The sequence below is a fragment of the Streptococcus oralis genome (assembly GCF_016028255.1).
Lineage (GTDB): Bacteria > Bacillota > Bacilli > Lactobacillales > Streptococcaceae > Streptococcus > Streptococcus oralis_AC.
Genome location: NZ_CP065707.1, coordinates 1,032,104 through 1,051,308 on the forward strand (window position 1 = coordinate 1,032,104; position 19,205 = coordinate 1,051,308).

Sequence of the window (19,205 nt, forward strand, 5' to 3'; positions counted from 1 at the left end):
CAATCGGGGCGATTAAAGAGTCGCATAGAAAGAGGACAAAATGGCAACATACGGATTTTTAGATGTTTTAGAGGAAGAATTGGACAAGAACTTTCCTTTTGACTATGAGATTAGCTGGGACAAGCGCAACCACGCGGTTGAAGTGAGTTTTCTCTTGGAAGCGCAAAACGCTACAGGTGTGGAGATGGTGGATGAAGACGGAGAGGTTTCTTCGGATGATATTCTCTTTGAAGAAGCAGTGCTTTTTTACAATCCTGCTAAGTCAACAGTTAATGCAGAAGATTATTTGGCTGTCATTCCTTATCTGCCTAAAAAAGGATTTTCTCGCGAGTTTTTAGCTTATTTTGCCCTTTTCCTGAAAGATACTGCCGAGGTTGGGCTGGATGCCCTCATGGACTTTTTGGAAGACCCAGAAGCAGAAGAATTTGTCATGGAATGGAACCAAGAAGTCTTTGAAGAAGGAAAAGTCGGCTTGGAAGAAGGAGAATTTTATCCTTATCCGAGATATTAGAGACTAGGGGAGAAAGTATATGAAGAAAATAGGCTTGTCTTTTATTTCTGGTATGTCCTTTGTTTTTTTGATGCTGGGATTTGTTTTTGGGACGATTGCCTTTAAAGAGCTAGGTTTCTCGTTAGTCTTTGTTCCAGGCTATCTATTTACTTTTCTCAGCATTTATCTGATATTTATCCTTCATGAGCTAGGTCATGCATTTTGCGGTTACCTGACAGGCTATCGCCTGGTGGCTTTTGGATTAGGAAATTTTCTTTTGACCAAAAAGTCAGGCAAGTTTCATCTTAGTCGAACAGCTGTTCTGAAAAATGTTGGCGCTCAGTATATTGGATTAAAAGAAGATGAAAGCGATCAAAGAATCATCCTGATGCTTTCAGGAGGCTTGATGGTTCATCTTGGCTTGATTTTATTGGCGCTATTGTATGGAATTTTGACAGCTAACTGGTATTTTGCAGCTACTTGGATTTGTCTAAATCTATCTTTTCTTCTCATCAATGCTAAGCCAGTTGGGATTACCGATGGAGCGAAAATCTGGGAATTGCTACAACATCCTGGAAATACGAAATACGCCTACTCGGTGTTGAGGCATTCTGCTCAGACCTTGCTAGCTCCTCAAGAATATGATTTGAAAGACTTTATCATGCCTATTGCTGAGGATGTGAGAGGGAGTTTTGCAGAAAGCATTCAGATTTTCCAGGGACTAGTTTTCATATTCGATGGTCAGATAGAGACTGCCAAGAAACACTTTCAGTTTTTATTAGATAAAACAGACAATCCGATGTCTCAAACTCTTTCCCAATTATACCTTCTTCAAATTGCCTTGCTTGAAAGGGATCATGAGAAAGCAGAGGAATATGCAAGCAATCGAGGAGTCAAGTCCTTCTTATCTCTAAAAATGGCAGATACGCAGATAATGCAAGCATGGTATCAATTTCTGGTAAAGAAAGATAGGGATCAGACTGACAAGGCTATAAAAATTGCTAGAAAAAACATGGTGACTAGCCGTTTGGTGCGGGATGAGAAACGTTATTATGAAAACTGGTTAGCAGAGTTGGAGAAAGAATTATCCGAAGGAGTCTGATATGGAAATAGAAATTTCTGATTTTACAGGTTGCAAAATTGCCCTGTTTTGTGAGGATAGGATTTTAACTATCTTGCGTGATGATAAGGAAAACATTCCATACCCTAATACATGGGAATTGCCAGGTGGCGGGCGAGAAGGCGATGAAAGTCCTTTTGAGTGCGCGGCGCGTGAAGTTTATGAAGAACTGGGAATTCATCTGACTGAAGATTGCCTGCTTTGGAGTAAGGTGTATCCAAGTATGCTTTTTGAGGGGAAGGAATCCGTCTTTCTAGTTGGGAAGTTGGCTCAGGAACAGTTTGACAGTATCGTCTTTGGTAACGAAGGGCAGGGCTACAAGTTGATGAGCATTGAGGAATTTCTTGGCTCAGATAAGGTTGTACCCCAGTTGCAGGATAGAGTGAGGGATTATATGGAGGAAGTAAAATGATTTTTGCAATTGCAACAACGACGTTAAATAAGGAAGTTAAACGCAAACTAAAAACTGGACAATATTCTAGAGAAGAAGCTACATTCATCTATATGGAATATTTAAAGTTAAAGAAGCAGAGAGAAGGTGGTACGAAAGTAGCTGGGATTTCTATGGCTGTTATCTGGGGGCTGCTGTATGTTCTGTCTTTACAAGGTGAGAATAATCAAACACTTTCATTTTCAGAATATTTTTTGTTTCTGATACTGTTTGAAGGAATTGTTCTATTTGTTTATTATCTTACGTTTGGTATTTTTAAACAGCAGATTCATAGCGCAATGAAAGAACACTACACAGATGTGATTGAGGAATTCAAGAAAAATAAGGAAGATTCAAAATGGAAACATGGCAAGAGTTAAAAGTTACAGTGAAGCGTGAGGGAGAGGAGCTGGTCTCCAATCTCTTGATTGAGCTGGGGGCGCAAGGTGTTGCGATTGAAGACAGCATGGACTATGTGGGGAATGTCGACCGTTTTGGTGAGATTTTCCCAGAGGTCGAGCAACATGAAGAAATCGTAGTGACCGCCTACTATCCTGATACGGTTGATGTAGCAGTGGTTGAGGCAGATTTGCAGGCTCGCCTGGCAGAATTAACTGATTTTATGGATCTAGGAGAGGTCAAGATGGGCACGACTGCCTTGGCTGAGGAAGACTGGGCAGACAACTGGAAGAAATACTATGAGCCAGCTCGCATCACTCACGACTTGACCATTGTGCCGTCCTGGACGGACTACGAGGCGGCTGCTGGAGAAAAGATTATCAAGCTGGATCCAGGCATGGCTTTTGGGACTGGAACGCATCCAACGACCAAGATGAGCCTTTTCGCCTTGGAGCAGGTTCTTCGTGGCGGCGAAACGGTGCTTGATGTAGGAACTGGTTCAGGTGTTCTTTCTATTGCCAGCTCGCTTCTGGGTGCCAAGGAAATCTTCGCCTATGACCTGGATGATGTGGCGGTTCGTGTCGCTCAGGAAAATATCGAGCTCAACCCTGGCATGGAAAACATCCATGTTGCTACTGGAGATTTGCTCAAGGGTGTGGAGATTGAAGCAGATGTCATTGTGGCCAATATCTTGGCGGATATTCTCATTCATCTGACAGATGATGCTTATCGTTTGGTCAAGAACGAAGGCTACCTGATCATGAGTGGGATTATCAAGGACAAGTGGGACATGGTGCGCGAGTCAGCTGAGTCAGCTGGATTTTTCCTTGAAACCCACATGATTCAAGGGGAATGGAATGCCTGTGTCTTTAAGAAGACCAAGGATATTTCTGGTGTGATTGGAGGCTAGCATGCAGCAGTATTTTGTCAAAGGCAGTGCAATCTCTCCTGTAACTATCGAGGACAAGGAAACCATCAAGCATATGTTTCAGGTCATGCGGCTGAAAGAAGAGGATGAGGTGACCTTAGTCTTTGATGATGGCATCAAGCGCTTGGCGCGCGTGCTGGATGTGGAAAATCGTCAGTTTGAGTTGGTTGAAGAATTAGTCGACAATGTAGAACTGCCAGTCCAAGTGACCATCGCATCAGGCTTTCCCAAGGGAGACAAGCTGGAGTTTATCACTCAAAAAGTGACGGAACTAGGCGCTAGTCAAATCTGGGCCTTCCCTGCCGACTGGTCAGTTGCCAAGTGGGATGGCAAGAAATTGTGTAAAAAGATTGAAAAACTAGAAAAAATTGCCCTTGGAGCAGCAGAACAAAGCAAGCGTAATGTTGTTCCAAGTATCAAGCTTTTTGAGAAAAAAGCTGACTTTCTAGACCAACTAGAACAGTTTGACTCTATCGTAGTGGCCTATGAAGAATCAGCAAAAGAAGGAGAAGCTGCTGCGCTTCTGCAAGCAGTCTCTGGTCTTGAAAAAGGAGCTAAATTGCTCTTTATCTTTGGACCAGAAGGCGGGCTCTCACCTGCAGAAGTTGAGTCTTTTGAAGCTAAAGGAGCCGTCTTTGCAGGCCTAGGTCCTCGTATTTTGCGAGCAGAAACAGCACCACTTTACGCCTTATCAGCCCTTAGTGTTTTATTAGAATTAGAGAAATAAGAGGAAGAAAATGGAACAAAAACACCGTTCAGAATTTCCAGAAAAGGAACTTTGGGACTTAACAGCCCTATACCAAGACCGTGAGGATTTCTTGCGTGCAATCGAGAAAACGCGCGAAGACATCAATCAATTTAGCCGTGACTACAAGGGCAATCTTCATACTTTTGAAGATTTTGAGAAGGCCTTTGCGGAATTGGAGCAAATCTACATTCAGATGAGCCATATTGGCAATTATGCATTTATGCCGCAGACTACAGACTATGGCAATGAAGAATTTGCCAATATTGCACAAGCTGGTATGGAATTTGAGACAGATGCTAGTGTAGCCTTGACCTTCTTTGACGACGCTTTGGTGGCGGCAGATGAAGAAGTTTTGAATCGTTTGGGTGACTTGCCACATTTGACAGCAGCCATTCGTCAGGCCAAAATCAAAAAAGCCCACTACCTAGGGGCTGATGTGGAGAAGGCTTTGACTAATCTGGGTGAAGTTTTCTACAGTCCACAGGACATTTATACTAAGATGCGAGCTGGGGACTTTGAAATGGCTGACTTTGAAGCCCATGGCAAGACCTACAAAAATAGCTTTGTGACCTATGAAAATTTCTACCAAAACCACGAGGACGCTGAGGTTCGTGAGAAATCTTTCCGTTCTTTCTCAGAGGGACTCCGTAAGCACCAAAATACTGCCGCGGCAGCCTATTTAGCTCAGGTCAAGTCTGAAAAACTACTGGCAGATATGAAAGGTTATGACTCAGTATTCGACTATCTTCTAGCTGAGCAAGAAGTGGACCGTGCCATGTTTGACCGTCAGATTGACCTTATCATGAAGGATTTTGCGCCAGTTGCTCAGAGATACCTCAAGCATGTTGCCAAGGTTAATGGTCTTGAAAAGATGACTTTTGCAGACTGGAAATTGGACTTGGACAGCGCCCTAAATCCTGAAGTGACCATTGACGATGCCTATGATCTAGTCATGAAGTCGGTAGAACCACTGGGTCAAGAATATACTCAAGAAATTGCTCGCTATCAAGAAGAGCGCTGGGTAGACTTCGCTGCTAACAGTGGTAAGGATTCTGGTGGTTATGCTACGGATCCATATCGCGTGCACCCTTATGTCCTCATGAGCTGGACTGGTCGTTTGAGCGATGTCTATACCTTGATTCATGAAATCGGGCATTCTGGTCAATTTATCTTTTCAGATAATCACCAAAGTTACTTCAATGCCCACATGTCGACCTACTACGTCGAAGCGCCATCAACCTTCAATGAATTGCTTCTTAGTGATTACTTGGAACACCAATCTGACGACCCACGTCAAAAACGCTTTGCCCTTGCCCACCGCTTGACAGATACCTACTTCCATAATTTCATCACCCACCTCTTGGAAGCAGCCTTCCAGCGCAAGGTTTATACATTGATTGAAGAGGGAGAAACCTTTGGAGCAAGCAAACTCAACAGCATAATGAAGGAAGTCTTGACAGACTTCTGGGGAGATGCTATTGAAATTGATGACGATGCGGCACTCACTTGGATGCGCCAGGCCCACTACTACATGGGCTTGTATAGTTATACCTACTCAGCGGGACTAGTTATCTCGACTGCGGGTTACCTTCATCTGAAACATTCAGAAACTGGAGCTAGAGATTGGCTCGAGCTCCTCAAGTCAGGTGGTAGTAAAACTCCACTTGAGTCAGCCATGATTATTGGAGCGGATATCTCAACAGACAAACCACTCCGTGATACCATCCAATTCCTGTCTGATACAGTTGACCAGATTATTGCTTATAGCGCTGAGTTGGGGGAGTAAAGGAATAGGATGTCAGAATTGAACCTACTATAGAGTATGTGCTGAATTCGGAGTTTAAAGAATGTAAAGTCATCTACGGATGATTTTTTGATAAGCTACTAGAAATGCAGAGGTACTAGGGATGTATCAAGTATTACAAAGAAAAGTGATAGAAGAAAAACCAAGCTATAGCCGAGAAGAAATTCAGTGGTTACTTGAGCATTTAGGAGATCCCTCTCCAGAAATTCGAGACGAACTTGTTTTTACGAGTTTAGCTAGAGGTATTCAAGAAGAGTTGTTTTCCCTTGAGCAGTTTCAGTTTATCTCAGAAGAGGTCTCCTCTGATGAAGGTCTATACAAAGAGATTGATAGTAGAGGAGTTTCAGCTCTTAAACGTTCTTTTAAGGCACTTATTTATGCCAATCTACTGTCCTGCGATGGTGCTAAGGAATCACTTTATTACCAGCAGTTGCCTTCTCCTATCAGGGCTACCATGCTAAATCAAGGCTTGTACTATCTTACAAAGGAAAAAGAGACGACGGGCTACTCTCCTCAGTTTGGTTGGATCCACGCATTTGCGCATGGGGTGATCTCTTGACGGAAGTTATATGTCATCCTAGCTTTCCAAAGTCAAATATAGCCGAAGCATTTGAAATCATTGGGAAAATCTTTAAACGTGTTGAGATTCGTTTTACAAATGATGAGGATTGGCGCTTAGCGAGAGTACTTTATGAACCCATTTTGCAAGGAAAATTAGAGCAGGAACAAGTAGCTTCTTGGATAAAAACTGTTGACTTTCCAATAGAAGAGAGGGAAGATTTTTATAAATTTTCCAACTTCAGATCATGTCTGTTGGAAGTCTATATCCAACTTGACCAGAAAAACAGTTTACAAGATGCCTTGAAAGAAGCCATTCAATTCTTTCAGTACTAAGGATAAGCGAGTCGTTTCATGATTTTCAATGAACTTTCCAGTCAATTTTCTTGAAACCCTTTCCTTCTTCTGATAGACTAATACATAGTTTGAAAAAAAGGAGACTTATCATGAAAAAATTTGTTGCTGAATTAATCGGTACATTTATGCTTGTGTTCATCGGAACAGGAGCTGTTGTTTTTGGAAATGGTGTTGAAGGTCTTGGACACCTTGGAATTGCTTTTGCCTTTGGTTTAGCAATTGTGGTTGCAGCTTTCTCAATCGGAACTGTTTCAGGTGCTCACTTGAACCCAGCTGTTTCGATCGCTATGTTTGTAAACAAACGTTTGTCATCTTCAGAACTTGTAAACTACATCCTTGGACAAGTAGTTGGAGCTTTCCTTGCGTCAGCTGCGGTATTCTTCCTCTTGTCTAACTCAGGCATGTCAACTGCTAGCCTTGGTGAAAATGCCTTGGCAAACGGTGTCACTGTCTTTGGCGGTTTCTTGTTTGAAGTCATCGCAACTTTCTTGTTTGTCCTAGTTATCATGACTGTAACATCAGCAAGCAAGGGCAATGGCGCAATCGCTGGTTTGGTGATTGGTTTGTCATTGATGGCCATGATCCTTGTGGGCTTGAACATTACTGGACTTTCAGTTAACCCAGCTCGCAGCTTGGCACCTGCTGTCTTGGTAGGTGGCGCAGCCCTTCAACAAGTATGGATTTTTATCCTTGCCCCAATCGTTGGTGGCGTTCTTGCAGCCCTTGTTGCGAAAAGCTTCCTTGGAACAGAAGAATAATTGAAACTCAAAAAGCCTTGCTCCTCAGTTTGAGGAACAGGGCTTTTTCGTATTATACTTTTCGAAAATCTATTCAAACCACATCAGCGTCCATCTGCAACCTCAAAACAGTGTTTTGAGCTGACTTCGTCAGTCTTATCTATAACCTCAAAGCAGTGCTTTGAGCAACCTGCGGCTAGCTTCCTAGTTTGCTCTTTGATTTTCATTGAGTATGAGTTTAACGGTTGTCAATTTTCTCTGGATAAAGGTCGTGTTGGAAGAGACGCTGTTCTGCCAAGCCTTCATACTTGGTTCCAGGTCTACCGTAGTTGTAGTAAGGGTCGATTGAAATGCCCCCACGTGGAGTGAATTTTCCCCATACCTCCAAATAGCGAGGGTCTAGTAGATTGACCAAGTCTTTCCCGATGGTGTTGATACAGTTTTCGTGAAAATCCCCATGATTTCGATAGCTAAAGAGGTAGAGTTTGAGGGATTTTGACTCGACGCAGAGCTTGTCAGGAATGTAGGAAATATAAATCGTCGCAAAGTCTGGCTGAGCAGTGATTGGGCAAAGGGAAGTAAATTCGGGGCAGTTGAACTTGATGAAGTAGTCATTTTCCACATGACGATTGTCAAAGGATTCGAGGACTTCGGGTTGATACTCGAAAATGTAGTTGGTTTCTTTGTTGCCGAGGAGGCTTAGATTTTTCATTTCTTCTTGTTGTGACATGATTTTTTCTTTCTAATTTTAAACACCGCGTTGGTTATCGTAGAGGAGGGTATGGAGTTGGGGAAGGACGCGGACATTTCCCCAGCTATCGTCAGCAGCGATGCGTTCCCAGAGTTCTTTGAGGCGGTCTAGTTGGTCTTGGACAATATTGCCTGTAGCCTTGGGCTCGGGATTTCCTGCTGATAAGAAGAGAACATCTGGTTGGTAGCGTTCTTGAATCCCTTTAGCAAAGGCCAAATCGGCATCATCAAAGACAGGGATTTTAAAGGTGACCTTGTCTGGGTCCAGTTGGGAAACGATAAAGTCCAAGGTCTCAAAGTTGACTTCCATCTTGGATGAAGGAGGTTTGGGGCTCAGGGTGACCTGGTCGATGTCTTTTAACCAATTTTGCCAGCGGGAGCCCTGGGTCTCAACAGCTAGAGTTACACCGCGTTCCTTGAGCTTGGTGACCAGTTGAGCCATGTTGGCTGCTAGGATAGCAGGATTTCCCCCAGACAGGGTAACGTAGTCGTAGCTTCCCAATTTATCTAACGCAGCAATGACTTCATCAGCGGTCATGCGAGTTGGCTTTTCAGAACCATCCCAAGTAAAGGCAGAGTCGCACCAGTCGCAATGGTAGTCGCAACCAGCAGTACGGACAAACATGGTTTTCTGCCCAATAGCACGGCCTTCACCTTGAAATGTTGGGCCAAAGATTTCCAGAACTGGTAGTTTGAGGACACGTTCCTTAGTCATCTAACCACTCCCGTCTAAACTCCGCAAAGGCAGTCGGAGTCTCATAGAGGCGAACGTACTCCATACGGAGATCACGCTCATCTGGCAACTCTTGACTCATGGTTTGAAAAATCCAGTAAACCATATTTTCAGCGGTTGTATTCATATAAGGCAGGGTTTCATTGAGATAGCGATGATCCAAGTGGGGTTCTAAGTAGTTCTTGTAGATCGCTTTGATATCTCCGAAATCGTAGGTCATGCCACGTTCATCTAAAAATCCACTGATAGCAACTTGCAGATGATAGGTGTGGCCGTGCAAAGACTTGCATTTTCCCTCATAGTGAAAGAGGTGGTGGGCAGCGTCGAAAGTAAACTCTTTTGATACCAAGGTTCTGTGAGGATTGTAGACAAGAGATTCCCCAGTTTCCTGTTTGATTTCTTTGGGAGCAAAAAACATTAGCCCTCTCCTTTCTGTGAGAGATAAACATCTAGTCCATGTTGACGTAGGTGGCAGGCTGGGCAATCTCCACAGCCACTTCCGATAATCCCATTGTAGCAGGTCAAGGTCTTTTCACGAACATAGTTAAAGGCACCGAGTTGGTCGGCTAATTCCCAAGTTTCAGTCTTGTCCAGCCACATGAGAGGTGTTTGGATAACAAAGTCGTAATCCATGGCAAGGTTGAGCGTAACATTAAGGGATTTGACAAAGACATCCCGACAATCAGGGTAGCCTGAGAAATCTGTCTCGCAGACACCTGTCACGATGTCTTTAATGTCCCGTTGCTTAGCAAGAACTGCCGCAAAGGACAGAAAGAGGTGGTTGCGACCGTCAACAAAGGTATTGGGAATCTCTCCCTCTTTTTGCTCGATTTCCAGATCAGAAGTCAAGGCATTTTCAGTGATTTGTCCCAGTAGAGACATATCCAAGATGTGATGACGAATGCCTTGTTCCTTAGCGATTTCTTCGGCAACTTGAATTTCGAGATGATGGCGTTGGCCGTAGGCAAAGGTGACAGCTTCGACTGTTTCATAGTGTTTTTTAGCCCAAAAGAGGCAGGTTGTGGAATCTTGACCCCCACTAAAGACGACCAAGGCTGATTGACGTTTCATAGTACTCCTTCTAAAATGGGACATGTTCAGAGCACGCAAAAAGCTCCCTTGAGGGGAGCTAAAAAATACCAAGTAGAGGTTTTTTTTAGCGATGGCATGTCCCAAACATCGTAATATTCTACCTACAGTCTAGCATATTTTTTGAAAAATGGCAAAGGGCAAGAAAAAAGAGACCAAATAAAGCACTTGGTCTCTAGTGTGATTAACTCAATTCAGCAACGATGGCCTTGATTTGTTCCGCAGTATGAACACCCGCAACTTGTTTTACCACTTGGCCGTCTTTTTTGAAGAGAAGAGTTGGGATAGACATGATTCCAAAGGCACGAGCTGTGTTTGGATTTTCATCTACGTCCATTTTAACGATTTTCAAGACATCTTCTGAAAGTTCTTCAGACAATTTATCCAAAATCGGTCCTTGCATACGACATGGACCACACCAAGTTGCCCAGAAGTCTACCAAGACCAAACCGTCTTTTGTTTCTTGTTCAAATGTTGCATCTGTAATTGCTTTTGCCATTGTATTTCTCCTTTTTTAGTTATATTGGCTTAAATCTTGTTTCATGAGATAGAAGAAGACATCTCCATAAGTCCCATGGTAGTCCAAGTCATGACCATTGTAGGTTAATTTTTGGACAGTATAGTAATCAGCAACGCCGATGAGGCAGGCATGTTGAGAACGTTCAAAGTCTTGGTAAGACTCGAAAGTCATGCTTCTCTCTTGTTTGCTGGCGTCTAGGTAGGTAATTTCGATCATATAAAACTCCTTTATTCGATCTTGACTTTATTGTACTCCTTGAACAGAGGAATGTCAAGAAAAATGATTGCGCACGCAACTTTTTTTAAAAAATCTGATTAAGAAATGAAGTCAAGACTCGTTTCCAGTCTTTCTTCGACGGCTTTTTGCAAGTAAGATAGAGCTGTTTGTCCCTCATCAGTCAGGCAGATAAAACTAGCTCGTCTATCCTGATCGCAACATCTGCGACTAAGTAAACCGCAGTTTTTTTCTTCTAGTCGAGCTACCATTCGAGAAACAGCGCTCGGGCTGAGATGGAGTTTGTCTGGCAGGTCAATCTGCCGTAGAGATTTTTCATCAGCTAGGTCCAGATAGTAGAGCAGGTAAAACTCTTTTAAGGTCAGCCTTTGTTCACTCTGCTGGGCAATAGTTTCTTCCAACAAGGCTTCCATTTCTTTTTGACGGCGATTGTAGTCAAACCACTTTTCCAAATAGGTCATTGCTTTCTCCTTTCTTTTCAAAGTAAAAATAGCAGAGTCATTACTGACTGTCTTTGCAACATAAGATGATTGCGCATGCAATGATTATACTACTTTTAGCTAATCCTTGCAAGAAAGAAAAATTTTGATATTTCCTTGAAATTTTCTGAAAAAAGAGTAAACTGGTATGCAAGAATTCTATTTCAAGGAGTTTGAGATGAAGTTATATGTTCAATTAATGATTCTCTTTGTGATTTCTCTTATCGGAGAGGGAATCTCCAGTTTCTTTCATCTGCCTATCCCAGGCAGTATTATCGGTTTGATTATTCTTTTTCTAGCCCTGCAATTCAAGTGGCTAAGGACCAGGCATGTCAATATGGTGGGGAATTTTCTGCTGGCTAATATGACCATTCTCTTTTTGCCACCAGCAGTGGGAATCATGGAAAAGTTTGATGTGATTGCCCCCTATCTCTTGCCTATCGTCTTGATTGTCTTTTTTGCGGCTGTTATCAACATTGTCCTCATCGCCCTAGTGGTTCAGTTCATCAAGAGACGGTTTGAGGGAGATTATGAGAAAGGAGATGCCAAATGAGCGAATTTGTATCCAATCCTCTGTTTGGGATTGCATTGTCTATACTAGCTTATCTAGTGGGGATGTTGATTTACAGACGTTTTCCCCATCCATTGACGACGCCTTTGCTTTTGTCAGCTATTTTCATTATCATCTTTCTAAAGGTGACGGGTATTTCTTACCAAGATTACTACCAAGGTGGGGTTTATCTGAATAATTTGATTGTCCCATCGACAGTGGCTCTAGGGATTCCGCTTTATAAGAGCTTTCACTTGATGAAGCACCATGCTCGGAGTATTCTCTTTGGTAGTCTGCTAGCAGTAGTTGTCAATACTAGCTTCACTGCCATAGTGGCGAAAATCTTTGGCATGGACTTTTTCCTAGCCATTTCTCTCTTTCCCAAGTCAGTGACAACCGCCATGGCAGTGGGAATCACAGAAAAATTGCAAGGTTTAACGACTGTGACCTTGGTCGTCGTAGTGGCAACTGGGATTTTAACCAGTGTTATCGGACCAACACTTTTAAAGTGGTTGAAAATTGATGATCCGGTAGCAGTCGGGCTTTCCCTTGGAGGAACAGGCCACGCAGTCGGAACGGGAACCGCCTTTCGATACGGCTCTGTAGCAGGCGCCATGGGTGGCTTGGCTATCGGTGTCACCGGTATTCTCTACGTCTTTGTCAGTCCCATTGTAGCCAGTTTGATATTGAGTTAAAGAAAAACCCAGCTTTCTAGCTGGGCATTTTTTATTGCAAGTTAACCTTGTTTTTCAAGATGTAGTAGGTTCCGAGGTAGTAGATAATTGCTAGAATGAAATCTTTGAGGATATCAACGCTAATTAGGAGGTTAAAATCATAATCCATTCGGAAGAAGATAGAAATATAGCCAATCACGATGTTAATCACGATATAGGCTAAAATTCCCATAGCGGTACGATACTCGTTAAATAGTTGACCAATTGAGATACAAAGGTAAATAGATAAAATCCAAGTAATTGAACCGACCAGAAGAGAGAGGGCGTAGAGCCAACCGTAACCGAGATAAGGAGAGATAAATCGATAGAGGAGTGGCAAATCTTTCACTACAGGGGTGAGTGAGAAGATAATAATGATACTCAAGATAAATACAATATAGCTTATGATTGACCAAATGAGAGCACCCAGTAATTTGGCGTTGATGATTTGGTGTTCAGAGACGGGCAGAGTCAATGTCAGATAGCCCTGACGATCGTAGACACTTCCCTTGAAGCGTCGAACGATTAGAAAGATCGTCGCGATCCAGAGAGTAACGCTGAGCCCACCAAAAACTAAGATCAGAAAGCCTAACAGATAGTAGGGATCATTACCATAGCTAGTGTAGGTCTGACTAATACCAGAAATGGATGCACCAATCAAAACCGAAATTGCAAGCACAGCACCGTAGAGAGCTAGATACCATTTGTTAACATTTTTAAATTCATAACGAACTAAATTCCAAAACATAATAATCTCCTTTAACTAAGCTTTGAACTCCTGGCGGAAGAGCTGGTCAATCGACTCACCTGACTCATAACGAATATCATCAACATTTCCTTGACGGACAACTTTTCCATTATTTAGGAAGATGATTTCATCCAAGATCGGCTCAATATCTGAAATCAAGTGGGTAGAAATCAAAACAGTTGAAGTTGGTGAGTAGTTGTTGATGATGGTGTTCAAGATATAGTCACGGGCAGCTGGATCCACACCACCAATCGGTTCGTCGAGCACGTAGAGACGAGCTTCACGGCTCATAACCAGGATGAGCTGAACCTTTTCCTTGTTTCCTTTTGACAATTTCTTGAGACGACTGTTTTCATCAATGCCAAGATCTGCTAAAAGATGCTGAGCCCGCTCAAGATTGAAATCTTGGTAGAAAGTTTTAAAGTAGGTCAGTGCTTCTTTGATTTTCATCTGTTCATTCAGATAAGTCGTGTCTGGTAGATAAGAGACAATGGCCTTGGTAGCAGGACTTGGATCCATGTTGTTAATAAGGACACGTCCTTGATCTGGTTGAAGGAGGCCATTGATTAGTTTGATTAGGGTTGTTTTCCCAGATCCGTTCGGACCGAGAAGCCCGACGATTTTTCCAGCGGGAATCTCAAGGGAAATATTGTTAAGGGCTGCTGTAGCCCCATAGGATTTGGATACATTTTCAAATGCTAGTAATGTCATAATTTTACACTCCTTTAATGTATTCGCTGAGCACACTTGGCAGTTCTTCTTTTTGATAGCCGAATTGAAGCATACCCGTTACAAAGTTTTTCAGTTGCTCCTCAGAAAGCTGTTTGCGGGACTGAACGATGAGATCTAAGTCCTCGGTGACAAAACGACCAGTAGTCCTCTTGCTATAAACGAAGCCCTCGCGCTCAAGATCAGACAAGGCACGCTGAATTGTGTTGGGATTGACCCCAGCCTCGCTCGCTAGTTCCCTTACGGTTGGGAGCTGTTGGTTGGGTTCCAGTTCATGGGAAACAATCTGTAATTTGATTTTTTCCATAATCTGCAAATAAATGGGTTTTGTATTATCAAATGACCAGGACATCATAGTCTCCTTTCTTTTTCTTTATTGTTCTAATTAAATAATACAATAAAACAAAAAACTTGTCAAGTAAAAATAAGAATTGTTTTGGGAATTGCTCAAAAAATGGTATAATGAAAAGGAAACGACAAGGAGGGAAATGCATGCGTTGTCCAAAATGTGGGGCTACCAAGTCTAGTGTTGTTGATAGTCGACAAGCCGAAGAAGGAAATACCATCCGCCGAAGACGTGAGTGCGACGAGTGTCAGCATCGTTTTACAACCTATGAACGAGTAGAAGAAAGAACGCTGGTTGTCGTCAAAAAAGACGGTACGCGAGAACAATTTTCGAGAGATAAAATCTTTAATGGGATTATCCGCTCAGCCCAGAAGCGCCCTGTGTCAAGTGATGAAATCAACATGGTGGTCAATCGTATCGAGCAAAAACTCCGCAGTCGCAGTGAGAATGAGATCCAAAGTGAATATATTGGTTCTTTAGTCATGGAAGAATTGGCGGAGCTGGATGAGATTACCTATGTTCGTTTTGCCAGTGTTTACCGTAGCTTTAAGGATGTGAGTGAGTTGGAGAGTCTGCTCCAGCAGATCACCCAGTCCTCTAAGAAGAAAAAGGAAAAGTAAATGAAGCCAAATGACCGTTTTTCTTTTCTAAAGAATAATCGGGTGTCGCAAGATACCTCTTCTCTGGTGCAGTGCTACCTCCCGATTATCGGTCAGGAGGCACTGAGCCTCTATCTATACGCCATTACCTTTTGGGATGGTGGGCAAAAGGAACACCTCTTTTCCCACATCCTCAACCACTTAAACTTTGGCATGCCGACCTTGCTCCAATCCCTCAAAGTCTTATCTGCTTTGGATTTGTTGACCCTTTATCAGAAGGAGGATGTCTATGAATTGCAGCTTCATTCTCCCCTTTCCAGTCAGGAATTCCTAAATCATTCTGTCTATAGTAGACTTTTGGAGAAAAAGATAGGTGATACAGCTGTTTCTGCCATGAGGCAGGCTCCAAGTGAGGGAGAAGTACTCTCGGTTTCTTTGAGTCAAGTCTTTCCAACCCTGACTGAAGAAGTGACACCAATCGAGTCAAAAATCAAGATGAAAAATGATTTTGATTTAGAGCATTTTCAGCGGCTGATGGCTCGGGATGGTTTGCGTTTTGAAAACGAGCAGGCAGATGTTTTGGAATTGTTTGCCATTGCGGATGAAAAAAAATGGACCTGGTTTGAAACCTATCAACTAGCCCAGGCGACAGCGGTGGCTCAGGTTATTTCAGTCAAACGCATGCGTGAAAAGATAGCACAAAAGCAGGTATCTTCGGACTTTAGCCCCAAAGAAATGACCATTATCAGGGAAGCCAAAAACAAAACTCCCCTACAATTTTTAGCGGAAATCAAACAAACGCGTAAGGGGAACATCACCCAGAGCGAACGGGAACTTCTTCACCAGATGGCGTCTTTAGGCTTGTTGGACGAAGTCATCAATATCGTCTTACTTCTAACTTTTAACAAGGTTGATTCGGCAAATGTCAATGAAAAATATGCCATGAAGGTCGCAAATGACTATGCTTATCAAAAAATTCGGACAGCAGAAGAAGCTGTGCTTCGGATTCGAGAGCGTCAGCAAAAAGGGCAAGAAGACCAAAAATCGAAAACTAGCTCGACTAAGACCAATGTTCCCAAGTGGAGTAATCCAGAATATAAAAATCAAACCAGCGAGGAAACTCGTCTGGAACTAGAACGCAAAAAACAAGAAATGTTAGCCCGATTAGAAGAAGGAGGAGACTAGATGGAAAGTGTGGGTGACGTTATCAAACGTCAGACAAGTCGTTTTCAGTATCAGGACCTAGTCCAGCAGATTATGAAAGACCCAGATGTAGCGGCTTTTATCCAGAAAGAATCCCTCAGTCCAGAGGAGTTAAATCGTAGCATCTCCAAGTTCAATCAATACATCACAGAACGGGATAAGTTTCTTCGTGGGGATGCCGACTATATAGCGCGTGGCTATAAGCCTATCTTGGTCATGAATCACGGTTATGCGGATGTGTCTTATGAAGAAACACCAGAACTAATCGCGGCTGAAAAAGAGGCAGCTATCAAGAATCGTCTCAAGTTGATCAATCTACCAGCAAGTCTAAAGAAAGCGAAATTGGCTCAGATTGACCTAGATGACTTAGGACGTTTGCCGATTTTTGAGAGACTCTATTCTTTTGTTGACCTTTACCCAAGTATCCGAAAAGGTCTCTATCTTTATGGAGATTTTGGTGTCGGTAAGAGTTTCATGATGGCGGCCTTAGCTCACGACCTATCTGAAAAACGTGGTGCTTCAACAACCATTCTCCACTATCCAAGTTTTGTCATTGATGTAAAAAATGCTATCGGTGAAGGATCTGTGAAGACTTTGGTGGATGAGATCAAGTTAGCAGAAGTCTTGGTCTTGGATGATATTGGTGCAGAACAGTCTACCCCTTGGGTGCGTGATGAGATTCTCCAAGTCATTCTTCAGTACCGCATGCAGGAAGATTTGCCGACCTTCTTTACTTCCAACTTTAATTTCCAAGATTTGGAAAAACATTTTGCCAAAGGAAAGAATGGGAATGATGAGACTTGGGAAGCTAGACGGGTTATGGAACGAATCCGTTATTTGGCTGAGGAGACAAGACTAGAAGGAGAAAATCGCCGATGACAGAAACCATTAAACTGATGAAAGCTCATACTTCAGTTCGTCGTTTTAAGGAGCAAGATATTCCTCAAACAGACTTGGACGAGATTCTGACTGCTGGGCAAATGGCATCATCTTGGAAAAATTTTCAATCTTATTCTGTGATTCTTGTACGTAGTCAAGAGAAGAAAGATGCCTTATATGAATTGGTTCCTCAGGAAGCCATTCGCCAGTCAGCAGCCTTTTTGCTCTTTGTTGGTGACTTAAACCGAGCTGAAAAGGGAGCAAACCTTCATACGGACACTTTCCAACCCCAAGGAGTAGAAGCTCTCCTTATCACGTCTGTGGATGCTGCGCTTGCGGGGCAAAATACCTTGCTTGCTGCTGAGAGTCTGGGATATGGTGGTGTTATTATCGGCTTGGTCCGCTACAAGTCAGAAGAAGTGGCAGAGCTTTTTAACCTGCCTGACTATACCTACCCTGTTTTTGGGATTGCCCTTGGCGTGCCAGATCAACAACACGATGTCAAACCAAGACTGCCTTTGAACCAAGTGGTATTTGAAGAGGAATACCAAGAACAGCCAGTAGCGGCGATTTTGGACTATGACAAAGTACAGGCAGACTATGCTGGTGCGCGTGCGAAGACCTCTTGGAGTCAACGTTTGGCAGAGCAGTTTGGTCAAGCCGAACCTAGTTCAACTCGGAAGAATCTAGAACAGAAAAAGTTATTGTAGAAAGTGAGAAAACATGGCCTTACCAACTATTGCCATTGTGGGACGTCCCAATGTTGGGAAATCAACCCTATTTAATCGGATCGCTGGTGAGCGAATTTCAATCGTAGAAGATGTCGAGGGTGTGACACGTGACCGTATCTATGCAACGGGTGAGTGGCTCAATCGTTCCTTTAGTATGATTGATACTGGAGGGATTGACGATGTCGATGCTCCCTTCATGGAGCAAATCAAGCACCAAGCAGAAATTGCCATGGAAGAAGCCGATGTCATCGTCTTTGTGGTGTCTGGAAAAGAAGGAATCACAGATGCAGATGAGTATGTAGCTCGCAAACTCTATAAAACCCATAAACCTGTTATCCTTGCCGTTAACAAGGTTGACAATCCTGAGATGCGAAATGACATCTATGATTTCTATGCACTAGGCTTGGGTGAACCGCTGCCAATTTCGTCTGTCCACGGTATCGGAACAGGGGATGTGCTTGATGCCATCGTGGAAAATCTACCACACGAAGTCGAAGAAGAAAATCCAGACGTGATTAAATTTAGCTTGATTGGTCGTCCTAACGTTGGAAAATCAAGTTTGATCAACGCCATTTTGGGAGAAGACCGCGTGATTGCTAGTCCCGTTGCTGGTACAACTCGTGATGCCGTTGATACCCATTTTACAGATGCGGATGGTCAAGAGTTTACCATGATTGATACAGCTGGTATGCGTAAATCTGGTAAAGTCTATGAAAATACTGAGAAATACTCTGTCATGCGTGCCATGCGTGCCATTGACCGTTCTGACGTGGTCTTGATGGTCCTCAATGCCGAAGAAGGTATTCGTGAGTACGACAAGCGTATCGCAGGTTTTGCCCACGAAGCCGGTAAAGGGATGATTATCGTGGTCAACAAGTGGGATACTCTTGAAAAAGACAACCACACCATGAAGAAATGGGAAGAGGATATCCGTGAGCAGTTCCAATATCTGCCTTACGCACCGATTGTCTTTGTATCCGCTCTTACCAAGCAACGACTCCACAAACTGCCTGAGATGATCAAGCAAATCAGTGAAAGTCAAAATACACGTATTCCGTCTGCGGTGCTCAACGATGTCATCATGGATGCCATTGCTATCAATCCAACACCGACAGACAAAGGGAAACGACTCAAAATCTTCTACGCAACCCAAGTGGCAACCAAACCACCAACCTTTGTCATCTTTGTCAACGAAGAAGAACTCATGCACTTCTCTTACCTGCGTTTCTTGGAAAATCAAATCCGCAAGGCCTTTGTCTTTGAGGGAACACCGATTCACTTGATTGCGAGAAAACGGAAATAAACGGCTCTTTGTCAACTGTAGTGGGTTG

25 protein-coding genes and 1 pseudogene are annotated in these 19,205 nt (G+C 43.1%); 16 read left to right on the forward strand and 10 right to left on the reverse strand.

The window, feature by feature from the left end; all coding sequences use genetic code 11:
* The first annotated feature begins 40 nt into the window (after nucleotides 1-40).
* From I6G42_RS05040 to I6G42_RS05080, 9 genes and pseudogenes are all read left to right on the forward strand, one after another.
* The gene (locus I6G42_RS05040) at nucleotides 41-511 is read left to right on the forward strand and encodes a DUF3013 family protein (RefSeq protein ID WP_038804952.1); all 471 of its coding nucleotides are present in this window, start codon (nucleotides 41-43) and stop codon (nucleotides 509-511) included.
* 19 nt (nucleotides 512-530) lie between these two features.
* On the forward strand, nucleotides 531-1,592 hold the full coding sequence (locus tag I6G42_RS05045; RefSeq protein WP_038804953.1) for a site-2 protease family protein: 1,062 nt from the start codon (nucleotides 531-533) through the stop codon (nucleotides 1,590-1,592).
* Nucleotide 1,593: 1 nt separating this feature from the next.
* Nucleotides 1,594-2,022, forward strand: a complete 429-nt coding sequence (locus tag I6G42_RS05050) for an NUDIX hydrolase (RefSeq protein WP_038804954.1) — start codon at nucleotides 1,594-1,596, stop codon at nucleotides 2,020-2,022.
* A complete protein-coding gene (locus tag I6G42_RS05055; protein ID WP_038804956.1) occupies nucleotides 2,019-2,420 on the forward strand; it encodes a hypothetical protein in 402 nt (133 codons plus the stop codon). The genes I6G42_RS05050 and I6G42_RS05055 overlap by 4 nt, the downstream gene beginning before the upstream one ends.
* Nucleotides 2,399-3,349, forward strand: coding sequence for a 50S ribosomal protein L11 methyltransferase (prmA, locus tag I6G42_RS05060; RefSeq protein WP_009013695.1), 951 nt, complete (start codon nucleotides 2,399-2,401; stop codon nucleotides 3,347-3,349). Before I6G42_RS05055 ends, prmA begins: the two co-directional genes overlap by 22 nt.
* A 1-nt stretch (nucleotide 3,350) precedes the next feature.
* On the forward strand, nucleotides 3,351-4,094 hold the full coding sequence (locus I6G42_RS05065; RefSeq protein WP_038804957.1) for a 16S rRNA (uracil(1498)-N(3))-methyltransferase: 744 nt from the start codon (nucleotides 3,351-3,353) through the stop codon (nucleotides 4,092-4,094).
* A gap of 10 nt (nucleotides 4,095-4,104) precedes the next feature.
* Nucleotides 4,105-5,901: an oligoendopeptidase F gene (gene pepF / locus I6G42_RS05070; protein WP_038804959.1), complete on the forward strand. Its 1,797-nt coding sequence runs from the start codon at nucleotides 4,105-4,107 to the stop codon at nucleotides 5,899-5,901.
* A 121-nt stretch (nucleotides 5,902-6,022) separates the two neighbouring features.
* Nucleotides 6,023-6,813 (forward strand): annotated as a pseudogene (locus I6G42_RS05075) (DUF2785 domain-containing protein).
* Nucleotides 6,814-6,923: 110 nt separating this feature from the next.
* Nucleotides 6,924-7,592: an MIP/aquaporin family protein gene (locus I6G42_RS05080; RefSeq protein ID WP_038804960.1), complete on the forward strand. Its 669-nt coding sequence runs from the start codon at nucleotides 6,924-6,926 to the stop codon at nucleotides 7,590-7,592.
* A 217-nt stretch (nucleotides 7,593-7,809) separates the two neighbouring features.
* Here the strand turns inward: I6G42_RS05080 and queF are convergent, their stop codons facing one another.
* The 7 genes from queF to I6G42_RS05115 form a co-directional block, all read right to left on the reverse strand.
* The gene (gene queF / locus I6G42_RS05085; protein ID WP_000082589.1) at nucleotides 7,810-8,301 is read right to left on the reverse strand and encodes a preQ(1) synthase; all 492 of its coding nucleotides are present in this window, start codon (nucleotides 8,299-8,301) and stop codon (nucleotides 7,810-7,812) included.
* Nucleotides 8,302-8,319: 18 nt separating this feature from the next.
* Nucleotides 8,320-9,036: a 7-carboxy-7-deazaguanine synthase QueE gene (queE, locus tag I6G42_RS05090; protein WP_038804962.1), complete on the reverse strand. Its 717-nt coding sequence runs from the start codon at nucleotides 9,034-9,036 to the stop codon at nucleotides 8,320-8,322.
* Nucleotides 9,029-9,472 (reverse strand): 6-carboxytetrahydropterin synthase QueD, encoded by a 444-nt coding sequence (queD, locus tag I6G42_RS05095; RefSeq protein WP_038804963.1) that lies wholly within the window; start codon nucleotides 9,470-9,472, stop codon nucleotides 9,029-9,031. Before queD ends, queE begins: the two co-directional genes overlap by 8 nt.
* On the reverse strand, nucleotides 9,472-10,125 hold the full coding sequence (gene queC, locus I6G42_RS05100) for a 7-cyano-7-deazaguanine synthase QueC (RefSeq protein ID WP_038804965.1): 654 nt from the start codon (nucleotides 10,123-10,125) through the stop codon (nucleotides 9,472-9,474). The genes queD and queC overlap by 1 nt, the downstream gene beginning before the upstream one ends.
* Before the next feature lie 202 nt (nucleotides 10,126-10,327).
* On the reverse strand, nucleotides 10,328-10,642 hold the full coding sequence (gene trxA / locus I6G42_RS05105) for a thioredoxin (RefSeq protein ID WP_001029581.1): 315 nt from the start codon (nucleotides 10,640-10,642) through the stop codon (nucleotides 10,328-10,330).
* A 15-nt stretch (nucleotides 10,643-10,657) separates the two neighbouring features.
* On the reverse strand, nucleotides 10,658-10,879 hold the full coding sequence (locus tag I6G42_RS05110; protein WP_038804966.1) for a DUF4649 family protein: 222 nt from the start codon (nucleotides 10,877-10,879) through the stop codon (nucleotides 10,658-10,660).
* 98 nt (nucleotides 10,880-10,977) lie between these two features.
* On the reverse strand, nucleotides 10,978-11,358 hold the full coding sequence (locus tag I6G42_RS05115; RefSeq protein ID WP_038804967.1) for a MarR family winged helix-turn-helix transcriptional regulator: 381 nt from the start codon (nucleotides 11,356-11,358) through the stop codon (nucleotides 10,978-10,980).
* A gap of 196 nt (nucleotides 11,359-11,554) precedes the next feature.
* Here I6G42_RS05115 and I6G42_RS05120 point away from each other — a divergent pair, with 196 nt between their 5' ends.
* Nucleotides 11,555-11,929: a CidA/LrgA family protein gene (locus I6G42_RS05120; RefSeq protein WP_038805625.1), complete on the forward strand. Its 375-nt coding sequence runs from the start codon at nucleotides 11,555-11,557 to the stop codon at nucleotides 11,927-11,929.
* Nucleotides 11,926-12,621 carry an LrgB family protein gene (locus I6G42_RS05125; protein ID WP_001288937.1) on the forward strand — a complete coding sequence of 232 codons (696 nt, stop codon included), beginning with the start codon at nucleotides 11,926-11,928 and terminating at the stop codon, nucleotides 12,619-12,621. Before I6G42_RS05120 ends, I6G42_RS05125 begins: the two co-directional genes overlap by 4 nt.
* Before the next feature lie 31 nt (nucleotides 12,622-12,652).
* On the opposite strand, the gene I6G42_RS05130 is transcribed toward I6G42_RS05125, so the two are convergent.
* The 3 genes from I6G42_RS05130 to I6G42_RS05140 are packed head-to-tail and all read right to left on the reverse strand — an operon-like array spanning nucleotide 12,653 to nucleotide 14,468.
* The gene (locus I6G42_RS05130; protein WP_038804968.1) at nucleotides 12,653-13,387 is read right to left on the reverse strand and encodes a hypothetical protein; all 735 of its coding nucleotides are present in this window, start codon (nucleotides 13,385-13,387) and stop codon (nucleotides 12,653-12,655) included.
* A 15-nt stretch (nucleotides 13,388-13,402) separates the two neighbouring features.
* Nucleotides 13,403-14,098 (reverse strand): ABC transporter ATP-binding protein, encoded by a 696-nt coding sequence (locus I6G42_RS05135; protein WP_038804969.1) that lies wholly within the window; start codon nucleotides 14,096-14,098, stop codon nucleotides 13,403-13,405.
* Between the two features lie 4 nt (nucleotides 14,099-14,102).
* Nucleotides 14,103-14,468, reverse strand: coding sequence for a GntR family transcriptional regulator (locus tag I6G42_RS05140; protein ID WP_000119121.1), 366 nt, complete (start codon nucleotides 14,466-14,468; stop codon nucleotides 14,103-14,105).
* 140 nt (nucleotides 14,469-14,608) lie between these two features.
* Between I6G42_RS05140 and nrdR the strand changes: the two genes are divergently transcribed.
* The 5 genes from nrdR to der are packed head-to-tail and all read left to right on the forward strand — an operon-like array spanning nucleotide 14,609 to nucleotide 19,177.
* On the forward strand, nucleotides 14,609-15,082 hold the full coding sequence (gene nrdR / locus I6G42_RS05145; RefSeq protein ID WP_001203678.1) for a transcriptional regulator NrdR: 474 nt from the start codon (nucleotides 14,609-14,611) through the stop codon (nucleotides 15,080-15,082).
* Nucleotides 15,083-16,246, forward strand: coding sequence for a DnaD domain protein (locus I6G42_RS05150; RefSeq protein ID WP_038804970.1), 1,164 nt, complete (start codon nucleotides 15,083-15,085; stop codon nucleotides 16,244-16,246).
* Complete coding sequence (gene dnaI, locus I6G42_RS05155) at nucleotides 16,247-17,143, forward strand: primosomal protein DnaI (protein WP_038804971.1); 897 nt, start codon at nucleotides 16,247-16,249, stop codon at nucleotides 17,141-17,143.
* Nucleotides 17,140-17,853: an NADPH-dependent oxidoreductase gene (locus tag I6G42_RS05160; RefSeq protein WP_038804972.1), complete on the forward strand. Its 714-nt coding sequence runs from the start codon at nucleotides 17,140-17,142 to the stop codon at nucleotides 17,851-17,853. The genes dnaI and I6G42_RS05160 overlap by 4 nt, the downstream gene beginning before the upstream one ends.
* A 13-nt stretch (nucleotides 17,854-17,866) precedes the next feature.
* Complete coding sequence (gene der / locus I6G42_RS05165; RefSeq protein ID WP_038804973.1) at nucleotides 17,867-19,177, forward strand: ribosome biogenesis GTPase Der; 1,311 nt, start codon at nucleotides 17,867-17,869, stop codon at nucleotides 19,175-19,177.
* Nucleotides 19,178-19,205: the final 28 nt, after the last annotated feature.